The sequence below is a fragment of the Pseudaestuariivita rosea genome, assembly GCF_017592335.1.
Taxonomy (GTDB): Bacteria; Pseudomonadota; Alphaproteobacteria; order Rhodobacterales; family Rhodobacteraceae; genus Parasulfitobacter; species Parasulfitobacter rosea.
In genome coordinates this window covers 1-25,272 of the sequence record NZ_JACNMP010000014.1, presented here as the reverse complement: position 1 = coordinate 25,272, position 25,272 = coordinate 1, and the positions used below count along the sequence as shown (strand labels likewise).

36 protein-coding genes and 1 pseudogene are annotated in these 25,272 nt (G+C 56.5%); 7 read left to right on the top strand and 30 right to left on the bottom strand.

Annotation, left to right across the window (positions count from 1 at the left end; all coding sequences use genetic code 11):
* Window positions 1-2: 2 nt before the first annotated feature.
* Window positions 3-620 carry an imm11 family protein gene (locus tag H7848_RS11070; protein ID WP_208351312.1) on the top strand — a complete coding sequence of 206 codons (618 nt, stop codon included), beginning with the start codon at window positions 3-5 and terminating at the stop codon, window positions 618-620.
* Window positions 621-689: 69 nt separating this feature from the next.
* On the opposite strand, the gene H7848_RS11065 is transcribed toward H7848_RS11070, so the two are convergent.
* Window positions 690-1,214, bottom strand: coding sequence for an outer membrane protein (locus H7848_RS11065; RefSeq protein ID WP_208351310.1), 525 nt, complete (start codon window positions 1,212-1,214; stop codon window positions 690-692).
* Window positions 1,215-1,443: 229 nt separating this feature from the next.
* Between H7848_RS11065 and H7848_RS11060 the strand changes: the two genes are divergently transcribed.
* Complete coding sequence (locus H7848_RS11060) at window positions 1,444-2,187, top strand: SDR family NAD(P)-dependent oxidoreductase (RefSeq protein WP_208351307.1); 744 nt, start codon at window positions 1,444-1,446, stop codon at window positions 2,185-2,187.
* A 4-nt stretch (window positions 2,188-2,191) separates the two neighbouring features.
* Here the strand turns inward: H7848_RS11060 and H7848_RS11055 are convergent, their stop codons facing one another.
* Both H7848_RS11055 and H7848_RS11050 read right to left on the bottom strand, forming a co-directional pair.
* Complete coding sequence (locus H7848_RS11055; protein WP_208351301.1) at window positions 2,192-4,000, bottom strand: ABC-F family ATP-binding cassette domain-containing protein; 1,809 nt, start codon at window positions 3,998-4,000, stop codon at window positions 2,192-2,194.
* Between the two features lie 36 nt (window positions 4,001-4,036).
* Window positions 4,037-4,774 carry a GNAT family N-acetyltransferase gene (locus tag H7848_RS11050; RefSeq protein ID WP_208351295.1) on the bottom strand — a complete coding sequence of 246 codons (738 nt, stop codon included), beginning with the start codon at window positions 4,772-4,774 and terminating at the stop codon, window positions 4,037-4,039.
* 95 nt (window positions 4,775-4,869) lie between these two features.
* Between H7848_RS11050 and msrB the strand changes: the two genes are divergently transcribed.
* Entirely contained in the window at window positions 4,870-5,262 is a 393-nt protein-coding gene (gene msrB / locus H7848_RS11045) for a peptide-methionine (R)-S-oxide reductase MsrB (RefSeq protein ID WP_208351293.1), read from the top strand.
* Window positions 5,263-5,539: 277 nt separating this feature from the next.
* On the opposite strand, the gene H7848_RS11040 is transcribed toward msrB, so the two are convergent.
* Window positions 5,540-6,118: a TetR/AcrR family transcriptional regulator gene (locus H7848_RS11040; RefSeq protein WP_208351290.1), complete on the bottom strand. Its 579-nt coding sequence runs from the start codon at window positions 6,116-6,118 to the stop codon at window positions 5,540-5,542.
* A gap of 80 nt (window positions 6,119-6,198) precedes the next feature.
* Between H7848_RS11040 and H7848_RS11035 the strand changes: the two genes are divergently transcribed.
* From H7848_RS11035 to H7848_RS11025, 3 genes are all read left to right on the top strand, one after another.
* Window positions 6,199-6,405: a hypothetical protein gene (locus H7848_RS11035; protein WP_208351287.1), complete on the top strand. Its 207-nt coding sequence runs from the start codon at window positions 6,199-6,201 to the stop codon at window positions 6,403-6,405.
* A 185-nt stretch (window positions 6,406-6,590) separates the two neighbouring features.
* Entirely contained in the window at window positions 6,591-7,199 is a 609-nt protein-coding gene (locus tag H7848_RS11030) for a MarC family protein (RefSeq protein ID WP_208351284.1), read from the top strand.
* Between the two features lie 35 nt (window positions 7,200-7,234).
* Window positions 7,235-7,813, top strand: coding sequence for a retropepsin-like aspartic protease family protein (locus tag H7848_RS11025; RefSeq protein WP_208351281.1), 579 nt, complete (start codon window positions 7,235-7,237; stop codon window positions 7,811-7,813).
* 42 nt (window positions 7,814-7,855) lie between these two features.
* Here the strand turns inward: H7848_RS11025 and grxD are convergent, their stop codons facing one another.
* The 26 genes from grxD to H7848_RS10890 form a co-directional block, all read right to left on the bottom strand.
* Entirely contained in the window at window positions 7,856-8,218 is a 363-nt protein-coding gene (gene grxD, locus H7848_RS11020; RefSeq protein ID WP_208351272.1) for a Grx4 family monothiol glutaredoxin, read from the bottom strand.
* Entirely contained in the window at window positions 8,215-8,457 is a 243-nt protein-coding gene (locus H7848_RS11015) for a hypothetical protein (RefSeq protein ID WP_208351518.1), read from the bottom strand. The genes grxD and H7848_RS11015 overlap by 4 nt, the downstream gene beginning before the upstream one ends.
* Window position 8,458: 1 nt before the next feature.
* Window positions 8,459-8,698, bottom strand: coding sequence for a BolA/IbaG family iron-sulfur metabolism protein (locus tag H7848_RS11010; protein ID WP_208351265.1), 240 nt, complete (start codon window positions 8,696-8,698; stop codon window positions 8,459-8,461).
* Window positions 8,699-8,885: 187 nt separating this feature from the next.
* A complete protein-coding gene (locus H7848_RS11005; RefSeq protein WP_336512089.1) occupies window positions 8,886-9,932 on the bottom strand; it encodes a TraB/GumN family protein in 1,047 nt (348 codons plus the stop codon).
* An 87-nt stretch (window positions 9,933-10,019) separates the two neighbouring features.
* The gene (nuoG, locus tag H7848_RS11000) at window positions 10,020-12,035 is read right to left on the bottom strand and encodes an NADH-quinone oxidoreductase subunit NuoG (RefSeq protein ID WP_208351261.1); all 2,016 of its coding nucleotides are present in this window, start codon (window positions 12,033-12,035) and stop codon (window positions 10,020-10,022) included.
* Between the two features lie 58 nt (window positions 12,036-12,093).
* Window positions 12,094-12,504: a DUF5333 domain-containing protein gene (locus tag H7848_RS10995; protein ID WP_208351258.1), complete on the bottom strand. Its 411-nt coding sequence runs from the start codon at window positions 12,502-12,504 to the stop codon at window positions 12,094-12,096.
* Between the two features lie 142 nt (window positions 12,505-12,646).
* Window positions 12,647-13,294, bottom strand: coding sequence for a hypothetical protein (locus tag H7848_RS10990; RefSeq protein ID WP_208351255.1), 648 nt, complete (start codon window positions 13,292-13,294; stop codon window positions 12,647-12,649).
* Window positions 13,258-13,740: a DUF3291 domain-containing protein gene (locus tag H7848_RS10985; protein ID WP_208351252.1), complete on the bottom strand. Its 483-nt coding sequence runs from the start codon at window positions 13,738-13,740 to the stop codon at window positions 13,258-13,260. The genes H7848_RS10990 and H7848_RS10985 overlap by 37 nt, the downstream gene beginning before the upstream one ends.
* Window positions 13,741-13,995: 255 nt before the next feature.
* Entirely contained in the window at window positions 13,996-14,412 is a 417-nt protein-coding gene (locus H7848_RS10980) for a hypothetical protein (RefSeq protein WP_208351249.1), read from the bottom strand.
* Window positions 14,409-14,723, bottom strand: a complete 315-nt coding sequence (locus tag H7848_RS10975; protein ID WP_208351247.1) for a hypothetical protein — start codon at window positions 14,721-14,723, stop codon at window positions 14,409-14,411. Before H7848_RS10975 ends, H7848_RS10980 begins: the two co-directional genes overlap by 4 nt.
* Window positions 14,713-14,919, bottom strand: coding sequence for a hypothetical protein (locus H7848_RS10970; RefSeq protein ID WP_208351245.1), 207 nt, complete (start codon window positions 14,917-14,919; stop codon window positions 14,713-14,715). The genes H7848_RS10975 and H7848_RS10970 overlap by 11 nt, the downstream gene beginning before the upstream one ends.
* Window positions 14,909-15,109 (bottom strand): hypothetical protein, encoded by a 201-nt coding sequence (locus tag H7848_RS10965; RefSeq protein WP_208351243.1) that lies wholly within the window; start codon window positions 15,107-15,109, stop codon window positions 14,909-14,911. Before H7848_RS10965 ends, H7848_RS10970 begins: the two co-directional genes overlap by 11 nt.
* A 9-nt stretch (window positions 15,110-15,118) precedes the next feature.
* Window positions 15,119-15,442, bottom strand: coding sequence for a hypothetical protein (locus H7848_RS10960; protein ID WP_208351240.1), 324 nt, complete (start codon window positions 15,440-15,442; stop codon window positions 15,119-15,121).
* A complete protein-coding gene (gene nuoF / locus H7848_RS10955; RefSeq protein WP_208351237.1) occupies window positions 15,442-16,740 on the bottom strand; it encodes an NADH-quinone oxidoreductase subunit NuoF in 1,299 nt (432 codons plus the stop codon). The genes H7848_RS10960 and nuoF overlap by 1 nt, the downstream gene beginning before the upstream one ends.
* Before the next feature lie 6 nt (window positions 16,741-16,746).
* Complete coding sequence (locus tag H7848_RS10950; protein WP_208351234.1) at window positions 16,747-16,971, bottom strand: DUF5337 domain-containing protein; 225 nt, start codon at window positions 16,969-16,971, stop codon at window positions 16,747-16,749.
* A gap of 9 nt (window positions 16,972-16,980) precedes the next feature.
* Window positions 16,981-17,904, bottom strand: coding sequence for a hypothetical protein (locus tag H7848_RS19860; RefSeq protein WP_237072703.1), 924 nt, complete (start codon window positions 17,902-17,904; stop codon window positions 16,981-16,983).
* A gap of 118 nt (window positions 17,905-18,022) precedes the next feature.
* Window positions 18,023-18,793 carry a hypothetical protein gene (locus tag H7848_RS20255; RefSeq protein ID WP_208351227.1) on the bottom strand — a complete coding sequence of 257 codons (771 nt, stop codon included), beginning with the start codon at window positions 18,791-18,793 and terminating at the stop codon, window positions 18,023-18,025.
* A gap of 39 nt (window positions 18,794-18,832) precedes the next feature.
* Entirely contained in the window at window positions 18,833-19,948 is a 1,116-nt protein-coding gene (gene nuoE / locus H7848_RS10930) for an NADH-quinone oxidoreductase subunit NuoE (RefSeq protein WP_208351226.1), read from the bottom strand.
* A gap of 244 nt (window positions 19,949-20,192) precedes the next feature.
* A complete protein-coding gene (locus H7848_RS10925) occupies window positions 20,193-20,354 on the bottom strand; it encodes a hypothetical protein (protein ID WP_208351224.1) in 162 nt (53 codons plus the stop codon).
* Window positions 20,355-20,381: 27 nt separating this feature from the next.
* Window positions 20,382-20,744 (bottom strand): hypothetical protein, encoded by a 363-nt coding sequence (locus H7848_RS10920; protein WP_208351222.1) that lies wholly within the window; start codon window positions 20,742-20,744, stop codon window positions 20,382-20,384.
* Between the two features lie 5 nt (window positions 20,745-20,749).
* Window positions 20,750-21,961 (bottom strand): NADH-quinone oxidoreductase subunit D, encoded by a 1,212-nt coding sequence (locus tag H7848_RS10915; protein WP_208351220.1) that lies wholly within the window; start codon window positions 21,959-21,961, stop codon window positions 20,750-20,752.
* Entirely contained in the window at window positions 21,961-22,845 is an 885-nt protein-coding gene (locus H7848_RS10910; protein ID WP_208351218.1) for a sulfotransferase, read from the bottom strand. The genes H7848_RS10915 and H7848_RS10910 overlap by 1 nt, the downstream gene beginning before the upstream one ends.
* A 33-nt stretch (window positions 22,846-22,878) precedes the next feature.
* Window positions 22,879-23,085 (bottom strand): hypothetical protein, encoded by a 207-nt coding sequence (locus tag H7848_RS10905; RefSeq protein ID WP_208351216.1) that lies wholly within the window; start codon window positions 23,083-23,085, stop codon window positions 22,879-22,881.
* Window positions 23,085-23,690, bottom strand: coding sequence for an NADH-quinone oxidoreductase subunit C (locus H7848_RS10900; protein WP_208351215.1), 606 nt, complete (start codon window positions 23,688-23,690; stop codon window positions 23,085-23,087). The genes H7848_RS10905 and H7848_RS10900 overlap by 1 nt, the downstream gene beginning before the upstream one ends.
* A 3-nt stretch (window positions 23,691-23,693) precedes the next feature.
* Window positions 23,694-24,068, bottom strand: a complete 375-nt coding sequence (locus H7848_RS10895) for a hypothetical protein (protein ID WP_208351213.1) — start codon at window positions 24,066-24,068, stop codon at window positions 23,694-23,696.
* Between the two features lie 86 nt (window positions 24,069-24,154).
* Window positions 24,155-24,688 (bottom strand): NuoB/complex I 20 kDa subunit family protein, encoded by a 534-nt coding sequence (locus H7848_RS10890; protein ID WP_208351210.1) that lies wholly within the window; start codon window positions 24,686-24,688, stop codon window positions 24,155-24,157.
* Window positions 24,689-25,008: 320 nt separating this feature from the next.
* Between H7848_RS10890 and H7848_RS10885 the strand changes: the two are divergent.
* A pseudogene (locus H7848_RS10885) lies at window positions 25,009-25,245 on the top strand (transposase); the annotation flags it as partial.
* Window positions 25,246-25,272 lie beyond the last annotated feature (27 nt).

Here is a 25,272-nt window from a genome sequence, read left to right as displayed (position 1 = left end):
GTATGAGCAAAGACACCGTGTGGGTCAGTCAGGCAATGATGGATTCGACGCTCATCAAACCACTCGATGCCGATGTATTTCTGAAAGATCAGAAGACTACGATAGAAACTCTTGAGCGTAATGATCGTGGCGAATGGATGCCACCCGATCGATTCCCGAAAAAAATCTACGGAAAGTACAGGGATGGTAAGGTTAAAAAACTGCCAGATATTTGTATGGCGGGTGGCTTTTGGACGGTTTCTGCAAATTGTGCTGAGGTTCTAAGGCAATTTGAACTGGGCAGGACAACCCTGCATGAAGTGAAAATATTCCAACATGACCAAACAACGCCTGTCGAAGGGGAGTATTTCTGCATCAACTTCGGTGAAACCAAAGACGCTTTTGTGCCTGAAGAGTCCCCTCGGGCCAGAGTGTTCGATGCGTTTCAATGGAAACTTGCAGGCGATGCAAAAGATGGTGATTTGGCATTGAAGTCGAATGCCGCAGAGGGTGTTGATCTATGGATTGACCCTAAAGTACGACATGCTTTCTTTTTGACTAATCCTCTTGTCCAAGCACTCAAAGATGCCAAACTGACCCGCCGTTTCGGCCTGCGGAAATGCCGCGTCCTTGATACCTAACCCACTTCATTGTTCCACAAATACTCACTTGCCGCAGGCAAAAGGGGCGCGCGCGGCGCCCCTTCCACATCAGAACCGATAGGACACACGCGCCTGAAGGGTCGTGGCCTCAATATCGATATCACTGTCATCGAAATCATCGAATTCGTGATACAGCACCTCGCCCCCAACTGATAGGTTAGAGCCAATTATCTGCTCATACCCCGCACCGATGAAATAGCCGTCATCATTGTCCAGATTATCTGCGCTGGCCTGGGCCCATCCGCCGGTTGCGTAAAGCAAACCCTGGCCCAGTTCGATGCCGCCACGCGCCCTTAGACGCAAAACGCCTTCGATCGTTTCGGCATCATTGTCCAACTCGATATTGGCGAAATCGTAATCCAAGCCGCCGCCAAGAACATATTGGCCAAAGTCGAAATCATAGCCCAAGTGGAAACCACCAATGATACCATCGCCATCCAGATCGGCCGCGCCATCGGTTGTTACATCACCGTACCCAAGTTGCGCGCCGCCATAGAACCCGGTCCAATCGTTATCCGCGACGGCTGGTGTCGCAAGGGCCAGTACAAGGCCGCCAACAATAAGCTTTTTCATTCCTCTGCTCCTTAGCTGTTCACACAGTTTTTGTGCGTATGTCTTAGCTAAGGACGGCAAAACGGAATATCAGATGCATAATCGCACATTTCTCTGTGCTATTTTGCACTAAGCTGGTGATTGCCGTGCATGAAGTATAATTTAAGCACAGATCGGCCGAAACCGCTTGCATCACACGCAATTGATCTTTCTGGTATTGAATAAAGGGGCATCAAATGGGGAACGCAGGGTGGATATTGCAAAAACGGCTGCGATTATAACGGGTGGCGCATCTGGTTTAGGGGCGGCGACGGCCAAGGCTTTTTGTGACGCAGGTGCGCAGGTTGTGATTTTCGATCTGGCCGACGCAGGGCAGGATTATGCCGCCCGGATCGGGGCGCATTTTGTGCGGGTGGATGTGACGGATGAAAGCTCGGTTCAGGGTGGTATTGATCAGGCCCTGTCGCAGATGGGTTTGATCAATGCCCTTGTGAACTGTGCAGGCATCGCGACGGCTGAAAAGACGATGGGGCGCAATGGGCCGCACACCCTGGATAGCTTTCAGAAGACGATCGACATCAATCTGGTGGGCAGTTTCAATGTGGCCCGTCTGGCCGCGGAAAAGATGGCGGGCAATCCGGGCGATCCAAAGGGGGTGATCATCAGCACGGCCTCAATCGCGGCCTATGACGGGCAAAAGGGGCAAGTGGCCTATGCCGCGTCCAAAGCCGGGATTGCGGGGCTGCAACTGCCCATGGCACGGGATCTGGCGTCGGTCAGCATCCGTACCATGGCGATTGCGCCCGGTATCTTTAGAACACCCATGCTGGAAGGTCTGGGACAAGAGGTCATGGATGGCCTGGCCGCCGACGTGACCTATCCCAAACGTCTGGGCGAGCCCGCGGAATACGCCGCTTTGGCCAAATTCATCGTCGAATGTGATTACCTGAACGGCGAAACGATCCGCATTGATGGCGCCCTGCGGATGAAATAGCGGGTCAAACCGCCGCCCGGTCTTCCAGGTCCAGCCATTCTTCCTCGGCCGCGGCAAGGGCGCGTTGCCGTTCGACCAAAGCCTCAGACCCTTTTTGAAACTTCACCGGTTCGCGCGTGAACAGATCGGGGTCCGATAGGAACTGTTCCAACTTCGCGATCTCGGCTTCCAGCCGTTCAATAACGGCTGGCAGTTCTTCCAGCCGGTGGCGTTCGGTAAAACTCAAACCCTCAGTATCTGCCTGGAGTGCTTTCGGTGCCGGTTTTTCTTTCTTGACCGACTTCGGCGCGGCGGCGGGTTGATCCGCCTGCCGCTGCGCCTGATAATCGCTCCAACCGCCTGCATATATCACCGCGCGCCCGTCGCCCTGCATCGCAACGGTTGTCGCAGCGACACGGTCCAGAAAATCGCGGTCGTGACTGACCAGCAGAACCGTACCGTCGTAATCGCCCAGCAATTCCTGCAACAGATCCAGCGTTTCCAGGTCCAGATCATTTGTCGGTTCATCCAGCACCAGAACATTGCTTTCCCGCGCCATGATCTTGGCCAGCAGCAACCGCGCCTTTTCGCCCCCAGACAAACTGCGCACGGGCGCGCGGGCCTGGCGTTCGTCGAACAGAAAATCCTTCAGATATCCCACCACATGCCGCGGCGCACCACGCACCATGACCTGATCGGCCTTGCCTGACACCCGCATGTCCGGATCGCCGGTCAGACTGTCCCAAAGGCTGGCGTCCGGATCAAGCTGCGCGCGGGTCTGATCAAAAACAGCCACCTGCAGGTTGGTCCCAAGCGTGACCGTGCCGTCATCGGGCGCCTCTTGCCCCAGCAACATCTTCAGCAGCGTCGTCTTGCCCACGCCATTCGGCCCGACAAAGGCCACGCGATCCCCGCGATGCACCCTGATCGAAAAGTCGCGCAGGATCACCTTGCCATCAAACGCCTTAGAAATCCCCCGCGCCTCGATCACCTTCTTGCCAGACTTCGCCCCCGCTTGCAGCGACATATCCGCGGCACCCTGCCGTCGGATTATCGCGGACCGATCTGCGCGCAGTTGCTGCAAGGCGCGAACACGCCCCTGATTGCGTTTGCGGCGCGCGCTGATCCCTTCGACGGCCCATCGGGCCTCGGCCTTGATCTTGCGATCCAGCTTGTGGCGGGCGTCATCCTCGTCGGCCCAGGTCTTGTCGCGCCAGGCCTCAAAATCCTGAAAGCCTTTTTCCTGCCGCCGCACAACACCCCGGTCGATCCAAAGCGTCGCACGGGTCAGCGCCTGCAAAAACGCGCGGTCGTGGCTGATCAGAACAAAGGCGCTGCGGGTGTTTTGCAACGTCTGTTCCAGCCAGCCAATCGCCTCGATATCCAGATGGTTCGTAGGTTCGTCCAGCAGCATCAGGTCCGGGTCTTCGGCCATCAGCTTGGCCAGCGCCGCCCGCCGCCGTTCCCCACCCGAGGCTGTCTGAACAGGCGTGTCGGGGCTGAACTTCAAACCATCGGCGAACATCTCAACCCTATAGGCCTCGACCGCATCCAGACCGCTGGCCGCGAAATCGCCAAGCGTGGCAAAACCGGTCATATCCGGGTCCTGCTCCATATACCCGACCGAGATACCGGGCGGCACGACGCACTCGCCCTGATCGGGTTCCACCAGGGCGGCCATGACTTTCATCAACGTCGATTTGCCAGACCCGTTGCGCCCGACCAGCGCCACCCGATCCCCAGGCTGCACGACCAGCGACAGGTCAGAAAAAATCGGATCGCCGCCAAAGGTCAGCGCAATGTCAGAAAGCTGCAATAAAGGTGCCCGTGCCATACCGCCCAGCTAGACGCAGGGCTGCGGCGCGTCAAGTCACCCTGCAGTCGCCCGCAAAAGTCGGGCACGGTTCGGGGGAATAGCCCTGATCTCAAGCCCTGTGAAAACATGCAGCGTGTTCAGATCATTATCGACGACAGCATGATCACTGACCCAACCGCCCATGACCAGATAGGTCTTCAACAGGGGCGGCATCCGCAACATGGCCTGCTTGCGGTCGGGCTTGCCCCGTAACAGACTGCCAAAGGGAAAAACCCGCGGCGCCTTGACCTTGGGCAGCCAGCGTTTGGGCGCCAGATGCTTTTCTCGCAACATCACAAATGCATCATGATAGGCGGCCGCGTCGGTGCCCTGAAACGACGAACAGCCAAACAGCAGCTCAACCTCGTTGGCATCCACAAATTGCGTCATCGCAGCCCAGGCCACGCGCAGAATATCCGGATCGCGCCAGTCGGGGTGAATGCAAAACCGCCCCATTTCCACAATCGGACCATCGAAGGCCTGCAAACCCGACAATTCGTAATACTGCGCCGAATAGCTTTCAGTGATCTGCGCGCCGCCATCCAAGGGCAACAGTCGGAAACAACACACCAAGGCGCCGGTTTTCAGATCCTCGACCAGAACATGCTGGCATCTGTCGTCAAACGCATCGCGATCCAGCCCGCCCCCATCCGGATCGCGAAACGCGATGTACCGCAACCCCTGCGCTGCAACCCGATCTGCGTCCGTTTCGGCCAATCGCGCGGAATAGCGCCCTTTTTTAAATGCCAACATCGCCGTCCCTTTCCTGGCGCGCTGTCTCTATCAGCTCTTTTTAAAATCAAATGTCACTCTAGATATGTCAAAGTTAAGACAATCGGAGAGAATATATGGATAAAGTCATCAAATCAGAAGCCGAATGGCGGGAAGAGCTTGATGATTTGGCCTTCAAGGTGTTGCGCAAACACGGCACGGAACGCGCCTTTACCCACGATGATTTCCCCAAAGCGCCGGGCACCTATCTGTGCAGGGGCTGCGGCGCACCGTTGTTTGAGCAGGCGACGAAATTTGACTCCGGCACGGGTTGGCCTTCGTTTTATGCGCCCCTTGATCCCAAAATGGTGGGCGAAAGCCAGGACAACAGCTGGTTCATGCGCCGGACCGAGGTACACTGCAATCGCTGCGACGGCCACCTTGGTCACGTCTTTCCAGATGGTCCACAACCCACAGGTTTACGCTATTGCATCAACGGGGTCGCCCTGACGTTTGAACCTGAAGAATAGACCTTGAACAGCTGACGCATCGGGCACATTGTGTCGCCGACCACGACATAAAAAGTTGTTTCTGCCGCTGACAGAAATAGTCGAGTATTGGCTCTGCTGCAAAGGTCTTGAACGAGCCAAACTTCATATACGCTTCAAAGCGAACGAACATCCGCTTGTCATCGTCCCATCCTCTACGGATGTGCTGGTGTGCTCCGCACGGTATAGTTCGTTTTGTTGTGCTGATCCTCAGGTATTTCAATGCGGCGTGCAGGCCAAGCCAAATTGGACAGCAGTCTCAGAACAGACCTGTGACTAATCCAGCGGCGATCTGGGCAAGTTTCTGCGGCGAGACTTGCTCAAGTGCCTCCGCCGATATGCGTTGCTCTGCCGCAAGGGAGGCAAGGCCATGCACCACGCCCCAAGCAGCAAGGGTCCGCTCCTTTCGCTTCGCTTCGGCTTCGGCCGGAAACGCTGCAGCAATCGCATCCCGAAGCATGTCGTAGGCCTTTCGGGACACCAGGCGCAGCTTCTCATCGTCCGTCGGGCGTGTGCCCGTGGAAAACATGAGCCGGTACAAACCGAGATTGTCTTGAGCAAAGACCATGTAGGCTTTGGCCAGGGCCGTCAGATCAGTACCGTTGCGCGTTGCATCTTCCAATTCACGCGCAAGACGTTCAAAGCCACGCACCGCGAGCGCCGTCATCAAGTCAGATTTAGTACGAAAATGCGCGTGCGGCGCTGTTGCGCTGACACCAAGCCGGGCAGCTAGGGATCGAATGCTAGGTACCGAATTAGGTGCGCTGCGGAGTTCATTTTCCGCGATATCCAGAAGAGCACTGCGCAAGTCTCCGTGGTGATAAGGGCCTTCATTCATAGTACACCTCAAACTGAGCATTGCAAAGTTAGCACTGCACAGTTATATGACTGACAGATATAAATCGAAAGGTCAAACACATGACAGCTACATCACTGCGCACTTCCTTACGTTGGTTTCACATCGTCGGCGGACTGGTTATTGGCACGTACCTCTATTCGCCTTGGTCTGCTAACGCCGCCTTTACCGTGCTGACCCTTTATGTCATTACTCCTGCTCTTGTGCTCAGCGGCCTTGCCATGTGGAAGCAAGGTCTACTAATGCGCTTTTTCCGCCGTGGCACCTGAAACGATGCCATGTAAAGATTGACCTCTGTCGGTGAATTGACCTGCATGCTCGGCACAATACGGGTAGCATTATCTGCATCTAGGACATAAACTCCCTATCAAAAATCATGATTCAAAAACGGTACTTTATTGTTCCAAAAATACTCAAATCCCGGCGTCACCAACCCTGAAAAGCGGTTGCAGTAATGGGATTTGAGGCCTTCATCACCGCATTCGTCACGCTTTTCGTCATCATCGACCCCATCGGTCTGGCCCCGATTTTCGTGGCCCTGACGCAAGGCATGACAGTCGCCGAACGCCGTGCCATCGCCGCACGGGCCTGCGTCATCTCAATCGGCATTCTGCTGCTTTTTGGCTTCTTTGGCGAAGCCGTCCTGGGCTTTATCGGCATTTCCATGCCCGCTTTCCGCATCGCAGGCGGCATTCTGTTGTTTCTGACGGCGCTCGATATGCTGTTTGAACGCCGCCAAAGCCGCCGCGAAGATCAGGCCGAAGAACGCCCCGACCCATCGGTCTTTCCCATCGCCATCCCGCTGATTGCAGGCCCCGGATCAATTGCCACGATTATTCTGCTGACCGGAGATCAGGACTGGGTCGGGTTTGCCGCCGTAACGGGCGTCATGCTGGCGGTCATCGCCGTTGTCTTTGTCTTCTTCATGGCCTCCAGCCTGATCGAACGGGCCTTGGGCAAGACCGGCGTCAATGTCGTCACGCGCCTTTTGGGCATGTTGCTGGCCGCCCTTTCCGTGCAGTTTGTTCTGGACGGCCTTAGCGATTTTGGATTTGGACTTTAGCCCCTATATATGAACACCAAATATAAGGATCGATCATGCCCGGCGGAGATTTTTCGCAACTGATATACCTGACAATCCTCGGCCTTGTCATTGGCGGCTATTTTCTGATGCAGAACCGCCAAAGCCTGGGGAAAACGGCCCAACAGGCGGCGGTCTGGGGCCTGATCTTTGTGGGCGCCATCGCAGTGGCGGGCCTGTGGCAGGATATCAGCGGTGACGTGAACCCGCGCCAATCCGTGGCCCAGGACGGCCGGATTGAGGTGCCAAGATCCCAGGACGGCCACTACTACCTGACCCTGCGCCTGAACGATGTACCGGTGGATTTCGTCGTTGATACGGGTGCGACCGATATGGTGCTGACCCAACGCGACGCCGCCCGCATCGGGATCGACCCCGACAGCCTGTCGTACTTCGGACGTGCGCGCACCGCTAATGGTGTTGTCGAAACAGCGATGATCCAGATTGATCAGGTCGAACTGGGCGACTACCGCGACCAGAACGTCCGCGCCTCGGTCAATGCCGGTGAAATGGACGGCAGTTTGCTGGGCATGATCTATCTGGAACGCTTCGCCCGGATCGAAATTTCAAACGGCCGTCTGATTTTGTCCCGATAGGAAAAACCGGCTGGCGCCCATATGACGCCAGCCCATAACAGATCAGGCGTTGCTTTCACGAATGCGATCTGCGGCCTCTTTGTCATAGCCGACACCGTTTTCATCAAACAGCGTGTCCAGCTCACCCGAAAGGGTCATTTCGGTGATAATGTCACACCCACCGACAAATTCGCCTTTGACATATAGCTGCGGGATGGTTGGCCAATCAGAAAAATCCTTGATCCCCTGACGAACGGTTTCATCCGCCAGAACATTCACATCCTTGAACTCGACCCCCATGTAATTCAGCACACTGGCCACACGGGATGAAAATCCGCACTGCGGCATTTCCTTAGTGCCTTTCATGTAAAGCACCACGTCGTTTGAGCTGATGGTTTCCTGAATTTGCGCGTTTGCGTCTGTCACTTTTTCGTCTCCTTCGGTACGAAGAGTTTTGCGTATTCCTGCGGGTCCTTCGGGACCTTGTACTGTGTCTGATGCCCGCCGCCACCTGCACCGGATGAATAATCTGCATCGATCACGTGATACCCCTTACCCGGCGGGCTGCCACGCTCGGTGCCTTTCAGATCACGCATTCGGGCCACGGCAATCGCAATGGTAAGCCCCGCAATAATAAGGATAATGACCGTCAAAGAGGTGCTCACCCTAAGGCGCCTTCGTCGTCAGGGCCAGGGCATGCAACTCGCCTTGACTGCCGTCCATCTTGCCCTTAAGGGCAGCATAGACCGCACGCTGCTGTTGTACCCGGTTCTTGCCGCGAAAACTTTCATCGATCACCTCAGCCGAATAATGATTTCCATCGCCCGCCAGATCCGTGATCGTGATCTGGGCGTCAGGAAAACTTTCGCGCAGAAGGTCTTCGATATCCTGGGCTTTCATTGGCATGGGGCGTTATCCTTATTCCTTACCCTGATTTAGAGCGCCGCCGGTGCAGGTGCAAGAGAGTGCGTGATGCAGCGCTCCCAAATACACACCCGATAGTCCGAAACAGCACTCAGACCTCACTTCATTGTTCCCCAAATACTCTTGCCAAAGGCAACGCACCGCAGGGGCGTTCCACAAAACCGCTTTATCAGATTTCGCCCTCGGTCGGCACACGCTCAACCTGATAGCCTGCTGCGCGGAACAGCTCGACCAGGCCCATTTCGCCGGGCAGATGAAAACACCCCACAGCAATAACCGCACCGCCGTGATCCAGCAAAGGTCGCGCGCGGCGGACGAAGTTAAGGTTGCGTTCGTCGATCAGATACCCGTCGACCAGGCCATGAACGCGACGCCCCTTGTCCTGCCCCAACAGATTTTCCAGATACATCAGATCCAACGCCATCATGTCGCCAATCCGGCCTTGGGCATAAAGGGTAAAGAAGCCTTCACGATTGGCTTTCAGATTATCAGGGTTCAAATAAGCGCCATAAACCTCGATCATCGCTTCGGTCAGTTCACTGCTGCGATAATGGCTCAGCTTGTTGCGCAGGGTGTCGGGGGATTCCAACCCCATCACCTTGGCCCCCGCATCCAGCCCCAACAGCGCGATCCAGTCATCCTGAATCGGTCGAACGCCCTGCGCAAAGTCATTGCATGGATCACCCAGCAGAAGTTGGGCCAAGGCCACGGGTTTGATGGCCCGCGCCCCACCTGATGGACCATAACCGAGGGACTGCATACGCTCGGCAATCCACTGCACCACCTGACGGTCAATTCGATACAAAAGGGAGAGGGTTTCGTTCCCATATGTCCAGAAATCATCGCCACGATAAAAGCGCTCTAAATCAGCGCGGCTTTGGACGGTATAGTCAATCTCGGTCGCGACGACATTCGCTGTTTTCAACGCCTGCCGCAGTTCCGGGGGCAAATCCAGCGCGACCGGATCATTCACATGCATTGTGCCCCAAAGATAGGACGTGCCCCCATCGGAATTCGTTATTTTCCAAAGCCGACCCACCGGATTTTCCATCTGATCCGACAGTTGCCGTGCCTCGGCCATCAGATCATCGGTGAAAATCGACGGATCAAGCCGCAGGGTCTCAACCGTGCAAGCATCGCGGGTATGTGTGGATTTGGCGCTCAGATGAAACGGGGCTGCAATCGCAACACAAATCAGCAGGATACGAAAAAGCACTTGGGTCAAACCTTTGATCCTAAAGTCAAGAAATGAAAACTGAATTCAAAAGTGGTCACGGTCCCGGACTTGATCCGGGACCTCAGGTCATTCTGCGGCAATCGGGGTGTCACGGCGCGCCCGCGCATTCGCGCTCAGCTCGGCCATCAGTTCCGACGCACGTGCGATGGGGTTTGTCAGATAAAAATCCTCAACCGCATAGTCGAAATCGCCCTGTTCAAGCGTCCCTTTGGCCAGCGGCGTCCATTCGTTTTCGGGCACCTCGTCGATCTGACCCAGATGCGGCACCTCGGCCACCAGCGCCTGGCGCAGCTGTGCCAGACTGTCATAGGGCAGCGTCGCGTCCAGTTCGGCCGACAGGGCACGCAGGATGGCCCAGTTTTCCTTGGCCTCGCCCGGTGGGAAACCCGCGCGCAAGGCCAGCTGAGGCCGCCCTTCGGTGTTCACGAATAACCCCGGTTCCTCGGTATAGGCCGCGGCGGGCAGGATCACATCAGCCCGATGCGCGCCCCGATCACCGTGGCTGCCCTGATAAATTACAAATGGGCCGGGGGCGATGTTGATCTCATCCGTGCCCAGATTATAGATCACCTCGCTGTCGCCCAGCGCGTCCATCCCGCCCTCGGTCACTGCACCCACGTCCATAGCACCCACGCGGGACGCCGCCGTGTGCAGCACCATCAGTTTCGAATTCGAATTCTCGGCCAGTTGCATCGCCAGCGCCAGAACGGCCGCGCCATCAGCGCCCTGAATGGCGCCCTGCCCGACGATCACAACGCTTTCCTTGTCTTTCGTCGCACCGATATCCTGAGATGCGATCTTTTCCAGCGCCGCACGGTCCGTGCCGACATGGACATAATCATAAGTCAGATCAACGGCGGGGCCGATCAGACCCACGGTTGCGCCATGGCTCCAAGCCTTGCGGATGCGGGCGTTTAGCACGGGGGCCTCTTCCCGCGGGTTTGTTCCGATCAACTGGATCATCTCGGCAGTATCGATGTCTTCGATCGTCGCGGTGCCGACATAGCCTGACCGGTTCCCAGCTGGCAGCTTCGCACCGTCCGTGCGACATTCGATATTCCCGTCCAGCCCCTGAACCAGCTGTTTCAAGGCAAACGCGGCCTCAACCGGGGCCAGATCGCCGACCAACCCGGCAACCTTCTTACCCTTCATCGCCGCAGCCGCCGCCGCCAGCGCCTCGGGCCAGGTCGCAGGTTTCAGCTTGCCATCTACCCGCACATAGGGCCGATCCAAACGCTGACGCCGCAGACCGTCCCAGACAAAGCGCGTTTTGTCGGAAATCCATTCTTCATTCACGCCGTCGTGGTTGCGCGGTAGAAAACGCATGACCTCGCGCCCCTTGGTATCAACGCGGATGTTCGACCCGAGCGCATCCATCACGTCGACCGACTCGGTCTTGGTCAGCTCCCACGGCCGCGCGGTAAAGGCATAGGGTTTCGACACCAGCGCACCCACGGGACACAGATCAATAACATTGCCCTGCAGGTTCGAATCGAGCGTTTCGCCCAGATAGCTGGTGATTTCGGCATCCTCGCCCCGACCGGTCTGGCCCATCTGAGTGATCCCGGCAACCTCGGTCGTGAACCGCACGCAGCGGGTGCAACTGATGCAGCGCGTCATATGGGTTTCGACCAAAGGACCCAGATCCAGATCCTCAACCGCGCGCTTGGGTTCCCGGAAGCGGCTGAAATCAACGCCATAGGCCATCGCCTGATCCTGCAGGTCGCATTCACCGCCCTGATCGCAAATCGGGCAATCCAGCGGGTGATTGATCAGCAAAAACTCCATCACGCCTTCGCGCGCCTTTTTGACCATCGGGCTGTTGGTCTTGACGACGGGCGGCTGACCTTCGGGGCCGGGGCGCAGATCACGCACCTGCATCGCGCAACTGGCGGCAGGCTTGGGCGGACCACCCACGACCTCAACCAGACACATCCGGCAGTTTCCGGCAATCGACAGACGTTCGTGATAACAGAACCGCGGAATTTCGATCCCCGCTTCCTCACAGGCCTGGATCAGGGTCATCGCCCCGTCCACCTCAACTTCGTTTCCGTCGATGATGATCTTGCGCAGGTCGCTCATCTTTTCCTTGCCCTTTTGGTTGCCCCAAAGGGACAACTGCCATTAATCCAATGCCGGATCAACGCTTGCGCAGCAATGACCCGATCAGCGTATTATCAGCTATTTCTTTTTCACCCAAACGGCAATAGGACGCCTCGTCGCCCTTTGTCACACCGTTTTGAGCCAGATAGCGGTCGCGCAGGGCTTTCATCCGGTCCCGTTCGACATCGGATTCGACATAATCCTCGATTTCCTGCTTGGTAAAGCCCTGGGCCATCGCATATTGCTCAAGCTGACGCGCCCGGTTCAAAACATACCAGAACCGCGCGGCAATGCTGGAACAGTTCTTGCGAATCTCATCCCCCACCGCGGCGGCCAGCAATTCATTGTTCACTCGGGTGTTATCCCGCAAACTGCCCTTGGCATCGGCAGTGGTGACAATGGCAAATGACATCAAACCCGCAATCAGGCCTATAAATATCTTTTTCATATGCGATCTCCTTGATCTGAAAACAGCCGCACGGGGCGCCTGTCTTTGACCACCGAGATGTGTTCAGGGCAACCGTTATGCAATAACAGCGGCCCTATTCCGCCGCCGCTGCACAGTTTTTGACCTGTTAGATCTGCCAGATTCAATGTGGCTGTCCATACCAGGGCGGCACGTTAACAGGAATGTACGGGCGGTCCCTTTTTGGTAAAATATCGAAAAAAGGTTTTGTTTCTGGCGGCATGATTATTCCATAACCATCATGCCCACCATAGAAGGCGTAAAATGTCTGCCCCTCGGGCAAAAGATCATTCACGATCTGAACAGTCGCAATAAAAGCAAGGGCCCAGCTATCCTGATGGTTTTCAGGTGTATAGACGTCATAAGTCTTGCTGCCGATACGCAGGCGATATGTATAACCATCTTCCTCTATTGTTTCTATTTTCGGCGGATTGACCCCCAAAGAGGCTAGCAAAGGCGTCATATCATTCAAAGTCTGGGCGATGCCACCTTCGGCAAGATCTTCTGCATCAAGAGATACCCCCCTTGAAGACCCGAACAAGGCAACGACGCCATCCGACATAACCCTTTCGCGCAATTCATCAGGGGCAATTTCGGCATCCCAGAACTTTGTCTGATCCAGCGCCGCAAGAAGCGCGTTGATGTCTTCGGCATGAGCTGGCAGCGTCATAAGCCCAAGGACAGCAAAGAAACTTCTAAAAATATGTTTCGCTTTTGCCCCTAACACGACCGACGCTATTCCGCCGCCGCTGCACAGTTTTTGACCTTCCAAAGCTGGGCTTCTTTCAGGTAGGACCAGCCGAACGCATGGTCGCTGTCGCCGTTGTTTTTCAGGTATTCCAGGCGTTCCAGGGCCTCGTCCAGAGTGGGTTTGTGGCCCTCGGGCACCCACCACATGACGAAATGCATATCGCCCAACACCTCAAACCATTCGTGGCGGCGTTCATAGAACTGGCGGTGCACAGTGTTCCAGACGAAATTTTCCAGGGTTTCGACGCTTTCCCAGACAGTCAGGTTTGGCACATACAAAGGATTACCAGCGATACAGTTTTCCGTGTTGCCTGTGTCGGGTTCACCAGACCCCTCCATCATCCAGACAAAACCGGGCATCCGTTTGCCCAATCCGTTGATGCGGTCCAGATTTGACATAAAGTCTGCAACACGCGGATCGTCCCTGGCCGCCACCAGGCGCCCCACATTCAGTTCTGCCAGATGCATGATCAGTTCCTTTCGCCAACTGTCGGTCCCGCCGACCGTAACAGCGGTGAAGGATCAAGGCTAGAGCATCGTCCTAAAGATCCTCAACAACGTATCGATCTAATATGCCCGGTGGGCACCACCGGGCCGCGCCGACCCGCCCCCGTCACGCCGAAGGCGTGCTTACAGCACGACGGCGGCGCGTTTGCGCCACCCTCGGGTCGGTCGCGGCCCTCATCTCTCATCTATCAAATTGCAGATTTTCAAGACGATGCCTTAGCCCGTTGGAACCAGCAAAACGCTTAACGGCGTATTCCGCGCGCGTTCGTCGTCACCTGCGGCACACAGATTGCTGCTGTCCAGATCGACCTGATGGATCGCCTCAAACGATCGGCGCTTGACGCCGAATTCCAGATCAATCGCGCCGCGCTGGCCTGCGGCAGCCAAAGGACCACGTCCGGTGCCCGAACGTTGTTCCGCAATGTTGCTATCAAGGCGGCGGTCGAAACTATAGCGCGGACACTGATCCGCGATCCGCCTGGCAACACGCAGGTTGGCATAATATTCGGGGACCGGCCATTCCAACAGCGTCTGCACCCTTGGGTCGCTGGTTGAAACACGGTTCACCTGAACATCCGTTTCACAGCCCATCAGGAACATCACCGGCAATACAGCAAAATATCTCAGCTTCATTCGCATCTCCCCTGAATATACCAAATTTGCCCCTCGTCCCAGTACGAAGGCAATCCGGTCAGATCATCATCTTCACCAAAAATAGGTTGCTTTCCCCGACGCTGGCAATACACCCGAGCGGCTTCTTGCGCAGTCTCAAGATCGTCAGGCCCCAGATCGCCACCGCTGACCTCGAAGATATTCGTTACCGCGCTGAAAACCGCACCGCCATCAGGGGTCGATCCACCGAATTCCAGCTCAGATTCTGTAACTTTGACAGGATTACAACCGCACAGAGCGATCAGGCCACAAACTGCGATCTTACTTTTCACGCCCGTGCTCACTCGGCCATTCCTTCAGCGCCAGAACCCAGACCGAAATCAGACCCACAACGGGTATCACCACCAGCAGACCCAGGTAAGGGCTATGCCCTGTCCGTTTCCAGTACTGTATATGCGGCGGGACGAATATGATTGCCCAGACCAGCAGGCTGACAAAGATGGCGCCAGCCGGAATATTAAAATACATCGGCGGCGTCCTTGTCCGTTTCATCTGATGGCCATTCCTTGAACGCCAGAATCCAATAGCTGACGATACCAGTGACCGGCAGCAGCAAAAACAGGCTCCAGGCGCCGCTATGACCGGTGCGTTTCCACAGTATCCAATAGGGAACAATAGACAGGACAATTCCAACCACTGTGCCAATAACAATCAACATAGATCCATCCTATCGCGCAGGCTTTAAAACGCCGTAGCCAGCCCAGATGCGCCACGTCAGAACCAGAAAACCGGATAATCCCAGAACCCCGGTGACAACTTGCGAAGCAAAAGCAACCCACATTGTCTGTTCACGTTCAATAACCAGTTCACCCACGATCAACGCATTAAAAATCCCGCTTGTAAAAAACGCCGATACCGGCATCAGCGCCCACAAGCACCATTGCGCACCATGACCGGTGCGGCGGAACAGAATGATTAGGGCAATCATTTCAATCGTTGAATACACAGCCCCCCAAAGACCAACTGCAGCCCCGAAAAAGACCGACGTCATCACTCGGCCGCGATCGGCGACCGCTTTGGCGGTGGGCTGTTCTTTTTGATCCGGTCTTCGATTTCGTCGCGGAAATGGCGGATCAGGCCCTGAATGGGCCAGGCTGCGGCATCACCCAGGGCGCAGATCGTGTGGCCCTCGACCTGTTTGGTGACGTCCAGCAGCATGTCGATTTCTTCGACCTCGGCCTCGCCTCTGACAAGCCGGTCCATCACGCGCATCATCCAGCCGGTGCCTTCGCGACACGGCGTGCACTGGCCGCAGCTTTCGTGTTTGTAGAACTTCGACAACCGCCAGATCGCCTTGATGATATCGGTGGACTGGTCCATCACGATCACCGCCGCCGTGCCAAGGCCCGACTTCTGTTCGCGCAGCCAGTCATAATCCATAATCGCGTCGCGCATGGTCGAGGCTGGCAAACAAGGCACCGATGATCCACCGGGGATCACCGCTTTCAGATTATCCCAACCGCCGCGAATGCCGCCACAGTGTTTCTCGATCAGATCATGGAAGCTGATCGACATTGCCTCTTCTACGACACATGGATTATTTACATGGCCTGAAATCATGAAAATCTTAGTGCCAGCATTGTTCGGGCGCCCAAAGCTGGAAAACCAATCTGCACCACGACGAAGGATTGTCGGAACAACAGCAATCGATTCGACATTATTCACTGTTGTCGGACAGCCATAAAGGCCAGCAGCAGCAGGAAAAGGTGGGCGCATGCGCGGCATGCCTTTCTTGCCCTCAAGACTTTCCAGCAGCGCAGTTTCTTCGCCACAGATATAGGCGCCTGCACCATGGTGCAGGTACAGATCAAAATCCCAGCCTGACTTCGCGGCGTTCTTGCCCAGCAGCCCCGCATCATAAGCCTCATCAATTGCGTTCTGCAGCGCTTCTTTTTCGCGGATGTATTCGCCGCGGATGTAGATATAACAGGCGTTCGCATTCATTGCGAAAGACGCGATCAGGCAGCCTTCGATCAGCGTGTGCGGATCGTGGCGCATGATCTCACGGTCTTTGCAGGTGCCGGGTTCAGATTCGTCTGCATTCACAACCAGATAGGCCGGACGCCCGTCGCTTTCCTTGGGCATGAACGACCACTTCAAACCTGTCGGGAAACCACCACCGCCCCGCCCGCGCAGACCGCTGGCCTTCATCTGATCAATGATCCAGTCGCGACCCTTTTTGATGATATCGGCCGTGCCATCCCAGTGCCCACGCTGCTTGGCGCCCGCCAAGGTGCGGTCGTGCATCCCATAAAGGTTGGTAAAGATCCGATCCTTATCTTCCAGCATCCGATATCATCCTTTCGATTTCCGGTTCTTCTGCCAGATTTGCCATGTCAGGAAAAGTGCCCAAATGAACGCAGCCATCGAAATCAGATAGAACAGAAATTCGACGCGCGGTTGAAGCCCAAGCGTGCGGACCAGCCAGGGCGCGGCGATGCTTAACACCCCTGCCCCGGCCATCACCAGACCCGCCGTCCGGCCCTGTCGGGCCATCGCCTTTTCTTCATCCCGCGTCATCGCGTTTCCTTACTTGGTCTTCGCCAGGTCCTTGGCCTGAGACACCCAGTTATTGCGCTTGGGCATACCTTTCAGACCATTTAGCTGATCATCGACCCAATCCAACTGCGTGTCCGTCAGACCTGCCACCTGATCAAAGTGATAAATACCCAGATCATTCAGCTGCTTTTCCATCTTGGGGCCAACGCCCTTGATCAGCTTTAGGTCATCCGCCTTGCCATTCCGGGCCGCTTTCAGCAATGCAGGTTTGCTGTCATCCACCTTGGGCTCGGGCATGGCGGCCAGCGTGACCTGAACTTTCTTTGCACCACCAGTGGTCTTGGCCTCATAAACTTCGGTCTTGACGGGTTTCGCGGCAGGCGCGGCCTTGACCGGCGTTTCCTTTTGGGCCGGTTCTGATTTGACCGGCGCCACAGCCTTGATCTGGGGCTTGGTGGTCGCGGGCTTTTCAGCCTTTTTCGCCGCAGGCTTGGCGGCCTTCTTCGCGGTGGCCTTTTTGACGGGCGCCTCTTTCGCAGCAACCTCTTTTACAGGGGTTTCCTTAACAGCAGCCACCTTCACAGGGGCCGTCGTTACCGCCTCAACCACAGCCTTTTTGGCCGCCGCTTTTTTCGGAGCCGCCTTTTTAGGCTGCACCACTTTTGGCGCTGCGGTTTTCTTGGCAACGGCTTTCTTGGCGACAGGTTTGGCGGGGGCCTTGGGGGCCGCCTTCGGTTTGGCCGGAGCCGCTTTGATATCAGCAGCCGGTGCATCCACTGTGCCCGCATCTGACACCGCGGGCCATGTCGCGCGCAGGGTCAACGCCGGAGCTGCCATCGCCAGCCGCCAGAAATACAGGCTGGCCGCACCAAAAGCCATTGCGGGGGCCGTCATGCTAATGGCGACCGCGGCCATCTGAGATTGTGTGCTAAGGGGTTTAAAGTGTTCTTTCATCTTCGTGCTCCAGTTCAGAACAAACCACGGGCGTGGCTGCGTTTGCCGCCCCGTTCCTCCCACCGGTGCTATTCATGTGCCTGACCGGGGTCCGGACAGACACGCCTTGCTGCGGCGCCTAGTAAACGCCGCCTTTCTTGACCTTCTTCGAAAACTCCGTCTGCTCGCCCTTGGCCAGCAGTTTGGCCTGTTTGACCCATTCGTCGCGGGTCACACGGCCTTTAAAGCCTTCGAGGTTTTCGTCAACCCAGTCCACCTCTTTCTTACGCCAGCTGGCGATCTGATCGAAGTGGTAAATTCCTTTTGAATGTAGCAAAGCTTCCAGCTTGGGGCCAACCCCTTTGATCTGCTTCAGATCGTCCGCCTTGCCATCACGCGGTTCGTCCAGTAATTCGGGCTTGCCATCGGCGGCCACCGGGCGCTTTTTCGGCGCCTCGGTAACTGGCTCTGGCTGCGATTGCTCGATCGCGGCAGGTTCGTCAACCGGGGGCGACGCAATGGGTTCAGGCGCTGGCGAAACCTCCTCGGCGACAGGCTCTTCAACCACCTCTTCCGTCGTCGCAGTCGCATTGGCGGCATGCTGAACGGTCCGTTTGGCCGCCTCGGGTCGTGGCGTTGGTGCCGCATCACTGACCGGCGCCGCAGACCCGGCCGTCGGTGCCTCACCCGCGCGGTTCGGGTTGATCTCACCCGGCTGGGGCAAGGGCCGCAGCATCACCCAGGTCAGCAATCCGCCCCCCACAAGAAAGACTAAAGACGCACCAAATGCCGCCTGAAGAAAACTCCAGCCGCCGAAAAACATCAGCAATATCAGTACAAAGAAAGAAACGATCCCGGCAATCACCCAACACGTCAGCGCGTCGCCGGCTCCCCCCGTTTTTTGCGTCATATCTTCAGACTCCCCGTCCCTATTTCACTACGCCCCCGCTCAATTGCCTTCTTTCTTGGCGCGGGCAGAGAATTCGGTGTCCCCCCCTTCGGCCAACAGTTTTGCTTGCGGAACCCAATCGTCCCGACTGACACGTCCCTTGAACCCTTCCAGGTTCTGATCGACCCAGGCTACCTCATCCGCAGTCCAGGCCGCAATCTGATCAAAGTGATAAAATCCCAAAGAATGCAACAGTTTCTCTAACTTGGGGCCAACACCCTTGATCAGCTTCAGATCATCGGCGCCCGTGTCGCGGGGCTTGTCCATCGTGCTGGGCTTGGTGCCGGGTGTGTCCGGAACCGCCTTGTTTTCAGCTGGACTGGCCTGTTTGGCAGCCACCGCATTGCCACTGCGCGCCGCACCCTTGGCATCGCGCAGGGGCGCATCCGCCTTGGCTGGCTGATCGCTGTTATTCCGCCACGGCGTGATCAGCGGCACCTCGGTCCCGTCGATCCGTTTGACCGTATCGCCAATATCACGCGCCAAAGTGGCCGAGGCATTCAGGTCAGGCTTGCCCGCCTCATAGTCTTTCAGGCTGGTCAAACCGCCCGCCGGTTCCGCCGCATAGCGTCCGTTCTGGGGCCCGGGCGTCGGCACCTGGCCCGCAGCCAGTTCATCAATGATCTCAGCCATGCGTTCGGTGGTCAGATCTTCGTAGTAATCCTTACCAATCTGGGCCATCGGCGCATTGGCACAGGACCCCAGGCATTCGACCTCTTCCCAGCTGAACTTGCCATCATCGCTGATCTGATGCGGCTCGGGCGCAATCTTTTCCTTACACACCGCCACCAGATCCTCGGCCCCGCAAATCATGCAGGACGTCGTCCCGCAAACCTGAATATGGGCAACAGATCCAACCGGTTGCAGCTGAAACATGAAGTAAAATGACGCCACCTCAAGCGCGCGGATATAAGCCATGTCCAGCATCCCCGCCACATGCTCAATCGCGGGGCGCGACAGCCAGCCTTCCTGCTCCTGCGCACGCCAAAGCAGCGGAATAATCGCACTGGCCTGACGCCCTTCGGGATATTTCGCGATCTGAGCCTCAGCCCAGGCCTGGTTGGCAGGTGTGAACGCAAATGTGTCAGGTTGTTCGGGGTGAAGTCGGCGAAGCATCCCTGGGACGTCCTTTTCATCTTTTCGCGCAAACCATTTCAATGGCTTACGAACACGCGGCCTTGGTTGGCGTTTGCCTTACAATAAGCGGCCGAAATCGTAAAGGGCAGGTTCACCAATCAATACAACCCAACACTCCGCTCGCAACCTTCTTCTTGGCAAAAATACTCGCGCCGCAGGCAATCCCGAATGTCCGCCAGGACATGAGATAAAAGAAACGGCGCCGCCAGGCGCCCCCTTTGGATTACGGATAATACGACCGCGCCAGCCCCATGACAAAGGCCACAATCGCCCCGATCACCGCAGCCTTGATCAACCGGTTACGCCCCTTCGCCGCATAGGCCGCCGCCAGCCCCGCAACGGCACCCACCAACAAAAGCCACGGACTGATTATTATTGCATCCATCTCATCCCCCGAGCACTCGAAAAAAGTTCACTCACAATCGCGGACTGTGAGAGTCATCGCAACCTCATCCAGCAACAACTCGCCGGATAGCATCTTCTCTTCAAAGATATGATCGATCCTCAGGAACAGATCATCCCACAGTACCGAGCGATACTGAGCGGGAACGTCAGCCAGATCGAAAACTGCGACCATGGCCGCGTTTTCCATCCGATCATACTGCTCGGGGTCCGAATAATCGATAACGCAACCCGACTGCGTCAATGGGCGCAGCGCAGTAGAATAGACCTCTGCATCAGATAAACTGTTCAACCGCTTCTGGGCGTCAGCAGCGGCGCCAGCGAAGGCTGGAACGCCCGCAACAACGACAAGACACAGAACAAGGAAACGCAAGCGGATTACCGATCAATCTCGCCGAAAACGACATCCATCGTACCGATAATCGCCGCCACGTCGGCCAGCTGATGGCCTTTGCAGATGTAATCCATCGCCTGCAGATGCAGATATCCGGGCGCGCGCAGTTTCGCGCGGTAGGGGCGGTTTGTACCGTCGGCCACCAGATAGACACCGAATTCGCCCTTGGGCGCCTCAACCGCGGCATAGACCTCACCGGCCGGGACATGGAAGCCTTCGGTATATAGCTTGAAGTGATGGATCAGCGCTTCCATGCTGGTCTTCATCTCGGCCCGCGGGGGCGGAGTGATCTTGCCGCGCGCCAGCACATCGCCGGTCGCCTCGCGCAGTTTCACAATCGCCTGGCGGATGATGCTGATCGACTGGCGCATTTCTTCCATCCGGCACAGATACCGGTCATAGCAATCACCGTTCTTGCCCACCGGGATCTGGAAATCGAATTCGTCATAGCATTCATAGGGCTGCGCACGCCGCAGATCCCAGGCCAGACCCGATCCGCGCACCATCACGCCGCTGAACCCGTATTTCTGGATATCATCCTCGGTCACGACACCGATGTCAGCATTGCGCTGCTTGAAAATACGGTTTTCCGTCAGCAGCCCGTCGATATCATCCAGAACCGCGGGGAAATCGATCGCCCATTCCTCGATATCGTCCAGCAGCTCATCGGGCAGATCCTGATGCACACCGCCGGGCCGGAAATACGCCGCGTGCAACCGCGCGCCACAGGCCCGTTCATAGAAGATCATCAGCTTTTCACGCTCTTCAAAGCCCCACAACGGCGGGGTCAGCGCGCCAACGTCCATCGCCTGGGTCGTCACGTTCAAAAGGTGGCTCAGGATACGGCCGATTTCGGAATACAGCACCCGGATCAGGGACGCCCGCCGCGGCACCTCAACCCCCGTCAGACGTTCAATCGCCAGACACCAGGCATGTTCCTGGTTCATCGGCGCCACGTAATCCAGCCGGTCCAGATACGGCAGGTTCTGCAGATAGGTGCGGCTTTCCATCAGCTTTTCGGTGCCACGATGCAACAGCCCGATATGCGGATCGCAGCGTTCGACAATCTCGCCATCCAGTTCCAGAACCAGCCGCAACACCCCATGCGCCGCCGGGTGCTGAGGCCCGAAGTTGATGTTAAAGTTCCGGATTTTCTGTTCGCCGGTCAGGACATCATCGAATTTTGAGCCGTCCATTATATCGTCGTCTCCATCTTGGCCGCATGGGTCTGCCAGCGCGCGGGCAGACCCCCCATATAGTCTTGTACAGCATCATACTGCGGCGAAACCAGTTTGCCCATACGACGAAATTGCGCGGGCGTCCATGGGTGTTCGATGCCTTTGTGGACATGACGCTGCAACATGGCTGGCATATAATCCACTTCCAAAAAGCTGCAAATGCGCCGGATCGTAGCATCCGTGAACAATTCCTCGAAAAACAGAACCAGGCGCCGGTCGTCCGGGACGACGTCTGACAGTTTCGCCAAGGCCGCACTATAATCACTGCGCTCTAGCATCAGGTGTTCTTTACCGGCCTCGGCCCTGCGCAGGATACGATCAGCCAGTTGCGTGGGATCATCGGGCGCTTTGCGTTTCAGAACCATGCGGATGTGCGACCACAACCGGTCAATCGGGTCGCGCAGAATATACAGAAACCGCGTGTTGCCGCCGTTCAGCGCCGCCATTTCGGCCAGGGTATCGCGCGACAGCGTCGCGTAGGCCGGCGTCACGTCCGCCACAACACGCGCGTCAGCAAGGCCCCTCATGAAATCGACATAAGGTGCCCGCGTGTCCGAGCTTTGCGACACAACAGCCGTCCAACGATCCATCTCATCCAATCTGCGCTGCAGTTTCGCGCGGCGGTCCTTTTCAGCCTGCTCCAGATCGCGCGATAACGTCCCCCGCAGCCCGGCCAGCCGTGCCATCGCCCCGTCATGATTGCCGGTTTCCAGAAAATCGAAATAATGCAGCTCTTTCATCAGCGGCACGGCGCAATCGGGGTGTTTTTGCAGATAGGCATGCAGCCAGCTTGTGCCCGCCTTGGTCGCGCCGATCCCGTATAAAAGGCTGGGGGTATCCATCAAAATCGCCCCCCAAACCAGCATGTGCTGCCTTCAGTCAAACACATCGGGCTGGACGGTACGCACAACACGCCATTTCCGCATCGCCGTAATCCACAGCAAGATAAAACTGCCCAATAAGGGCAGCAAATGCATCAGGTTCCACCAGGCCGAAAACCCGGCCTTTCTTACGACAACAGAAACCGGAACCGCCACGAATACCCAGAAAATAAGCAGTATGACCAGACTGATCAGAGGCATCATGCCTCTTCCTTTTTCTCATCCCCCGGCAAGATATACTCGGCCCCTTCCCAGGGCGACATGAAATCGAACTGACGGTATTCCTGCACCAGGCTGACGGGTTCATAGACTACACGCTTTTGCGCCTCGTCATAGCGCACCTCGGTATAGCCCGTCGTCGGGAAATCCTTGCGCAGGGGGTGCCCGCGGAAGCCATAGTCGGTCAGAATGCGGCGCAGGTCGGGATGGCCGGAAAACAGGATGCCGAACATATCGAAGACTTCGCGTTCAAACCAGTTCGCACTTGGGTGAATATCGGTGATCGAGGCGACCATGTCCTCTTCCCGGATCGCCACCTTCAGCCGGATGCGGTGGTTCTGATACATCGACAAAAAGTGGTAAACGACCTCAAACCGCTTGGGCCGCGACGGATGATCGACCGCGGTGATATCGACCAGCGTCGAAAACTGGCAGGAGGGGTTCGTCGTCAGAAACTCCACCAACCCATGCAACGACGCAGGCGCGACATTCACCGTCAGCTCACCATTCGCCACGGCGTAATCCAACACGCAGTCCGGACGTTTCGCGGCGATCAGCGCGCCCAGTTCTTCAAGAGCTTCGTTCACTGATCAAACCCCACATTGCTTATCAGTTAGTTCTGCGTTTGCGTAAGCAGCATCGCTTCCACCGACAAGGAATTTTCGATCTTTGTCAGTTACATCAGTTACTTTGATCTCTGCCACAAAAGGCCCTCCGCCATATTGTTCAGGCCTAAATCTAAAAACCGTAAAACGTCTTGTTTCATCAGGTTGTAGCTCATCATCTACGCTGAAAGTCATTTCCATAGTAAGCAGCGCAGTATCGCTACCTTCTTTATACAATATAAGATCGTGGTAGATATTTCGAATTGGCCAGCGTAGTCCATTTTCAACGCCAAATGAAACTGAAGCTACATTGTTTTCTATGTCAACAATTGGATTCACAATGCGGACTGTATTAACCAAACATTCTCTTAGACGATCATCTGCATATGAAACGGTTGCCGTAAAACATAGGCAAACTGCTGTTGTTGTCGCGGAAAAAAAGTACCTCACCGCACAATCGTCCCCGTGCGGCGGATTTTGCGTTGCAGCTGCAGGATACCGTAAAGCAGCGCCTCGGCCGTTGGCGGGCAGCCGGGTACATAGACATCGACCGGCACGATCCGGTCGCAGCCGCGCACCACTGAATAGCTATAGTGATAATACCCGCCCCCATTAGCGCAGGACCCCATGCTGATCACATAACGCGGCTCGGGCATCTGGTCGTAGACCTTGCGCAGCGCGGGTGCCATCTTGTTTGTCAACGTACCCGCCACAATCATCAGGTCCGACTGACGCGGGCTGGCGCGGGGGGCGGTGCCAAAGCGTTCCAGATCATAGCGCGGCATCGAGGTATGCATCATCTCAACCGCGCAACAGGCCAGCCCGAAGGTCATCCAGTGCAAGGACCCCGTCCGCGCCCAGTTGATGATATCCTCGGTCGAGGTCACCAGAAAGCCCTTGTCCTGCAGTTCACGGTTCAGTTCCTGGGTCGCAACCTCTCGGTCGGCCCCGGCTGTGTTGGGATTGGTGGCAACTGACATTGGCCCGACCTCCTGTCTTCTGTCTGGCATCCGCTGGATTTCCGCTAGTGGCTTATATCTAGAGCCCCCGCCCCGCAAGTGCAACGCGACATGGGGGCACGTAATTGAAGTACTGATGGCTTTGTATCAAAAAAGGAGTGTTTGCTATGCGAACAAAGCCGTCCTCGGTGCATTGATCGAGGCGCGCTAGGCGGCTGGCCTTTCGCAGGCCGCTCTGGCTGACAGGCATGGGAAGCCAGCATCATTCGTTGGCAAGTTGGACCTTTCCTGTTTTGATGCCGCTCCTTTGATAGCATTTATTGCAACAAAGGAGACGGATTATGGGACAGAAGCGGACGGACGAGTTCCGTGCTGATGCGGTTCCGATCGCGCGGACGAGCGGGCTGAGCAGGAAGCAAGTGGCATCTGATTTGGGCGTTGGCCTGTCGACGCTGAACAAGTGGGTGACGGCGCATCGTGACAGTGATTTTGTGTCTGACAAGGACCTCGACTTTGCGCGTAAGAATGAACGGCTGCGGCGAGAGAACCGTATCCTCAAGGAGCAGAGGGCGATTTTAAATTGAAACCGGATCAGAAAAGGTCCC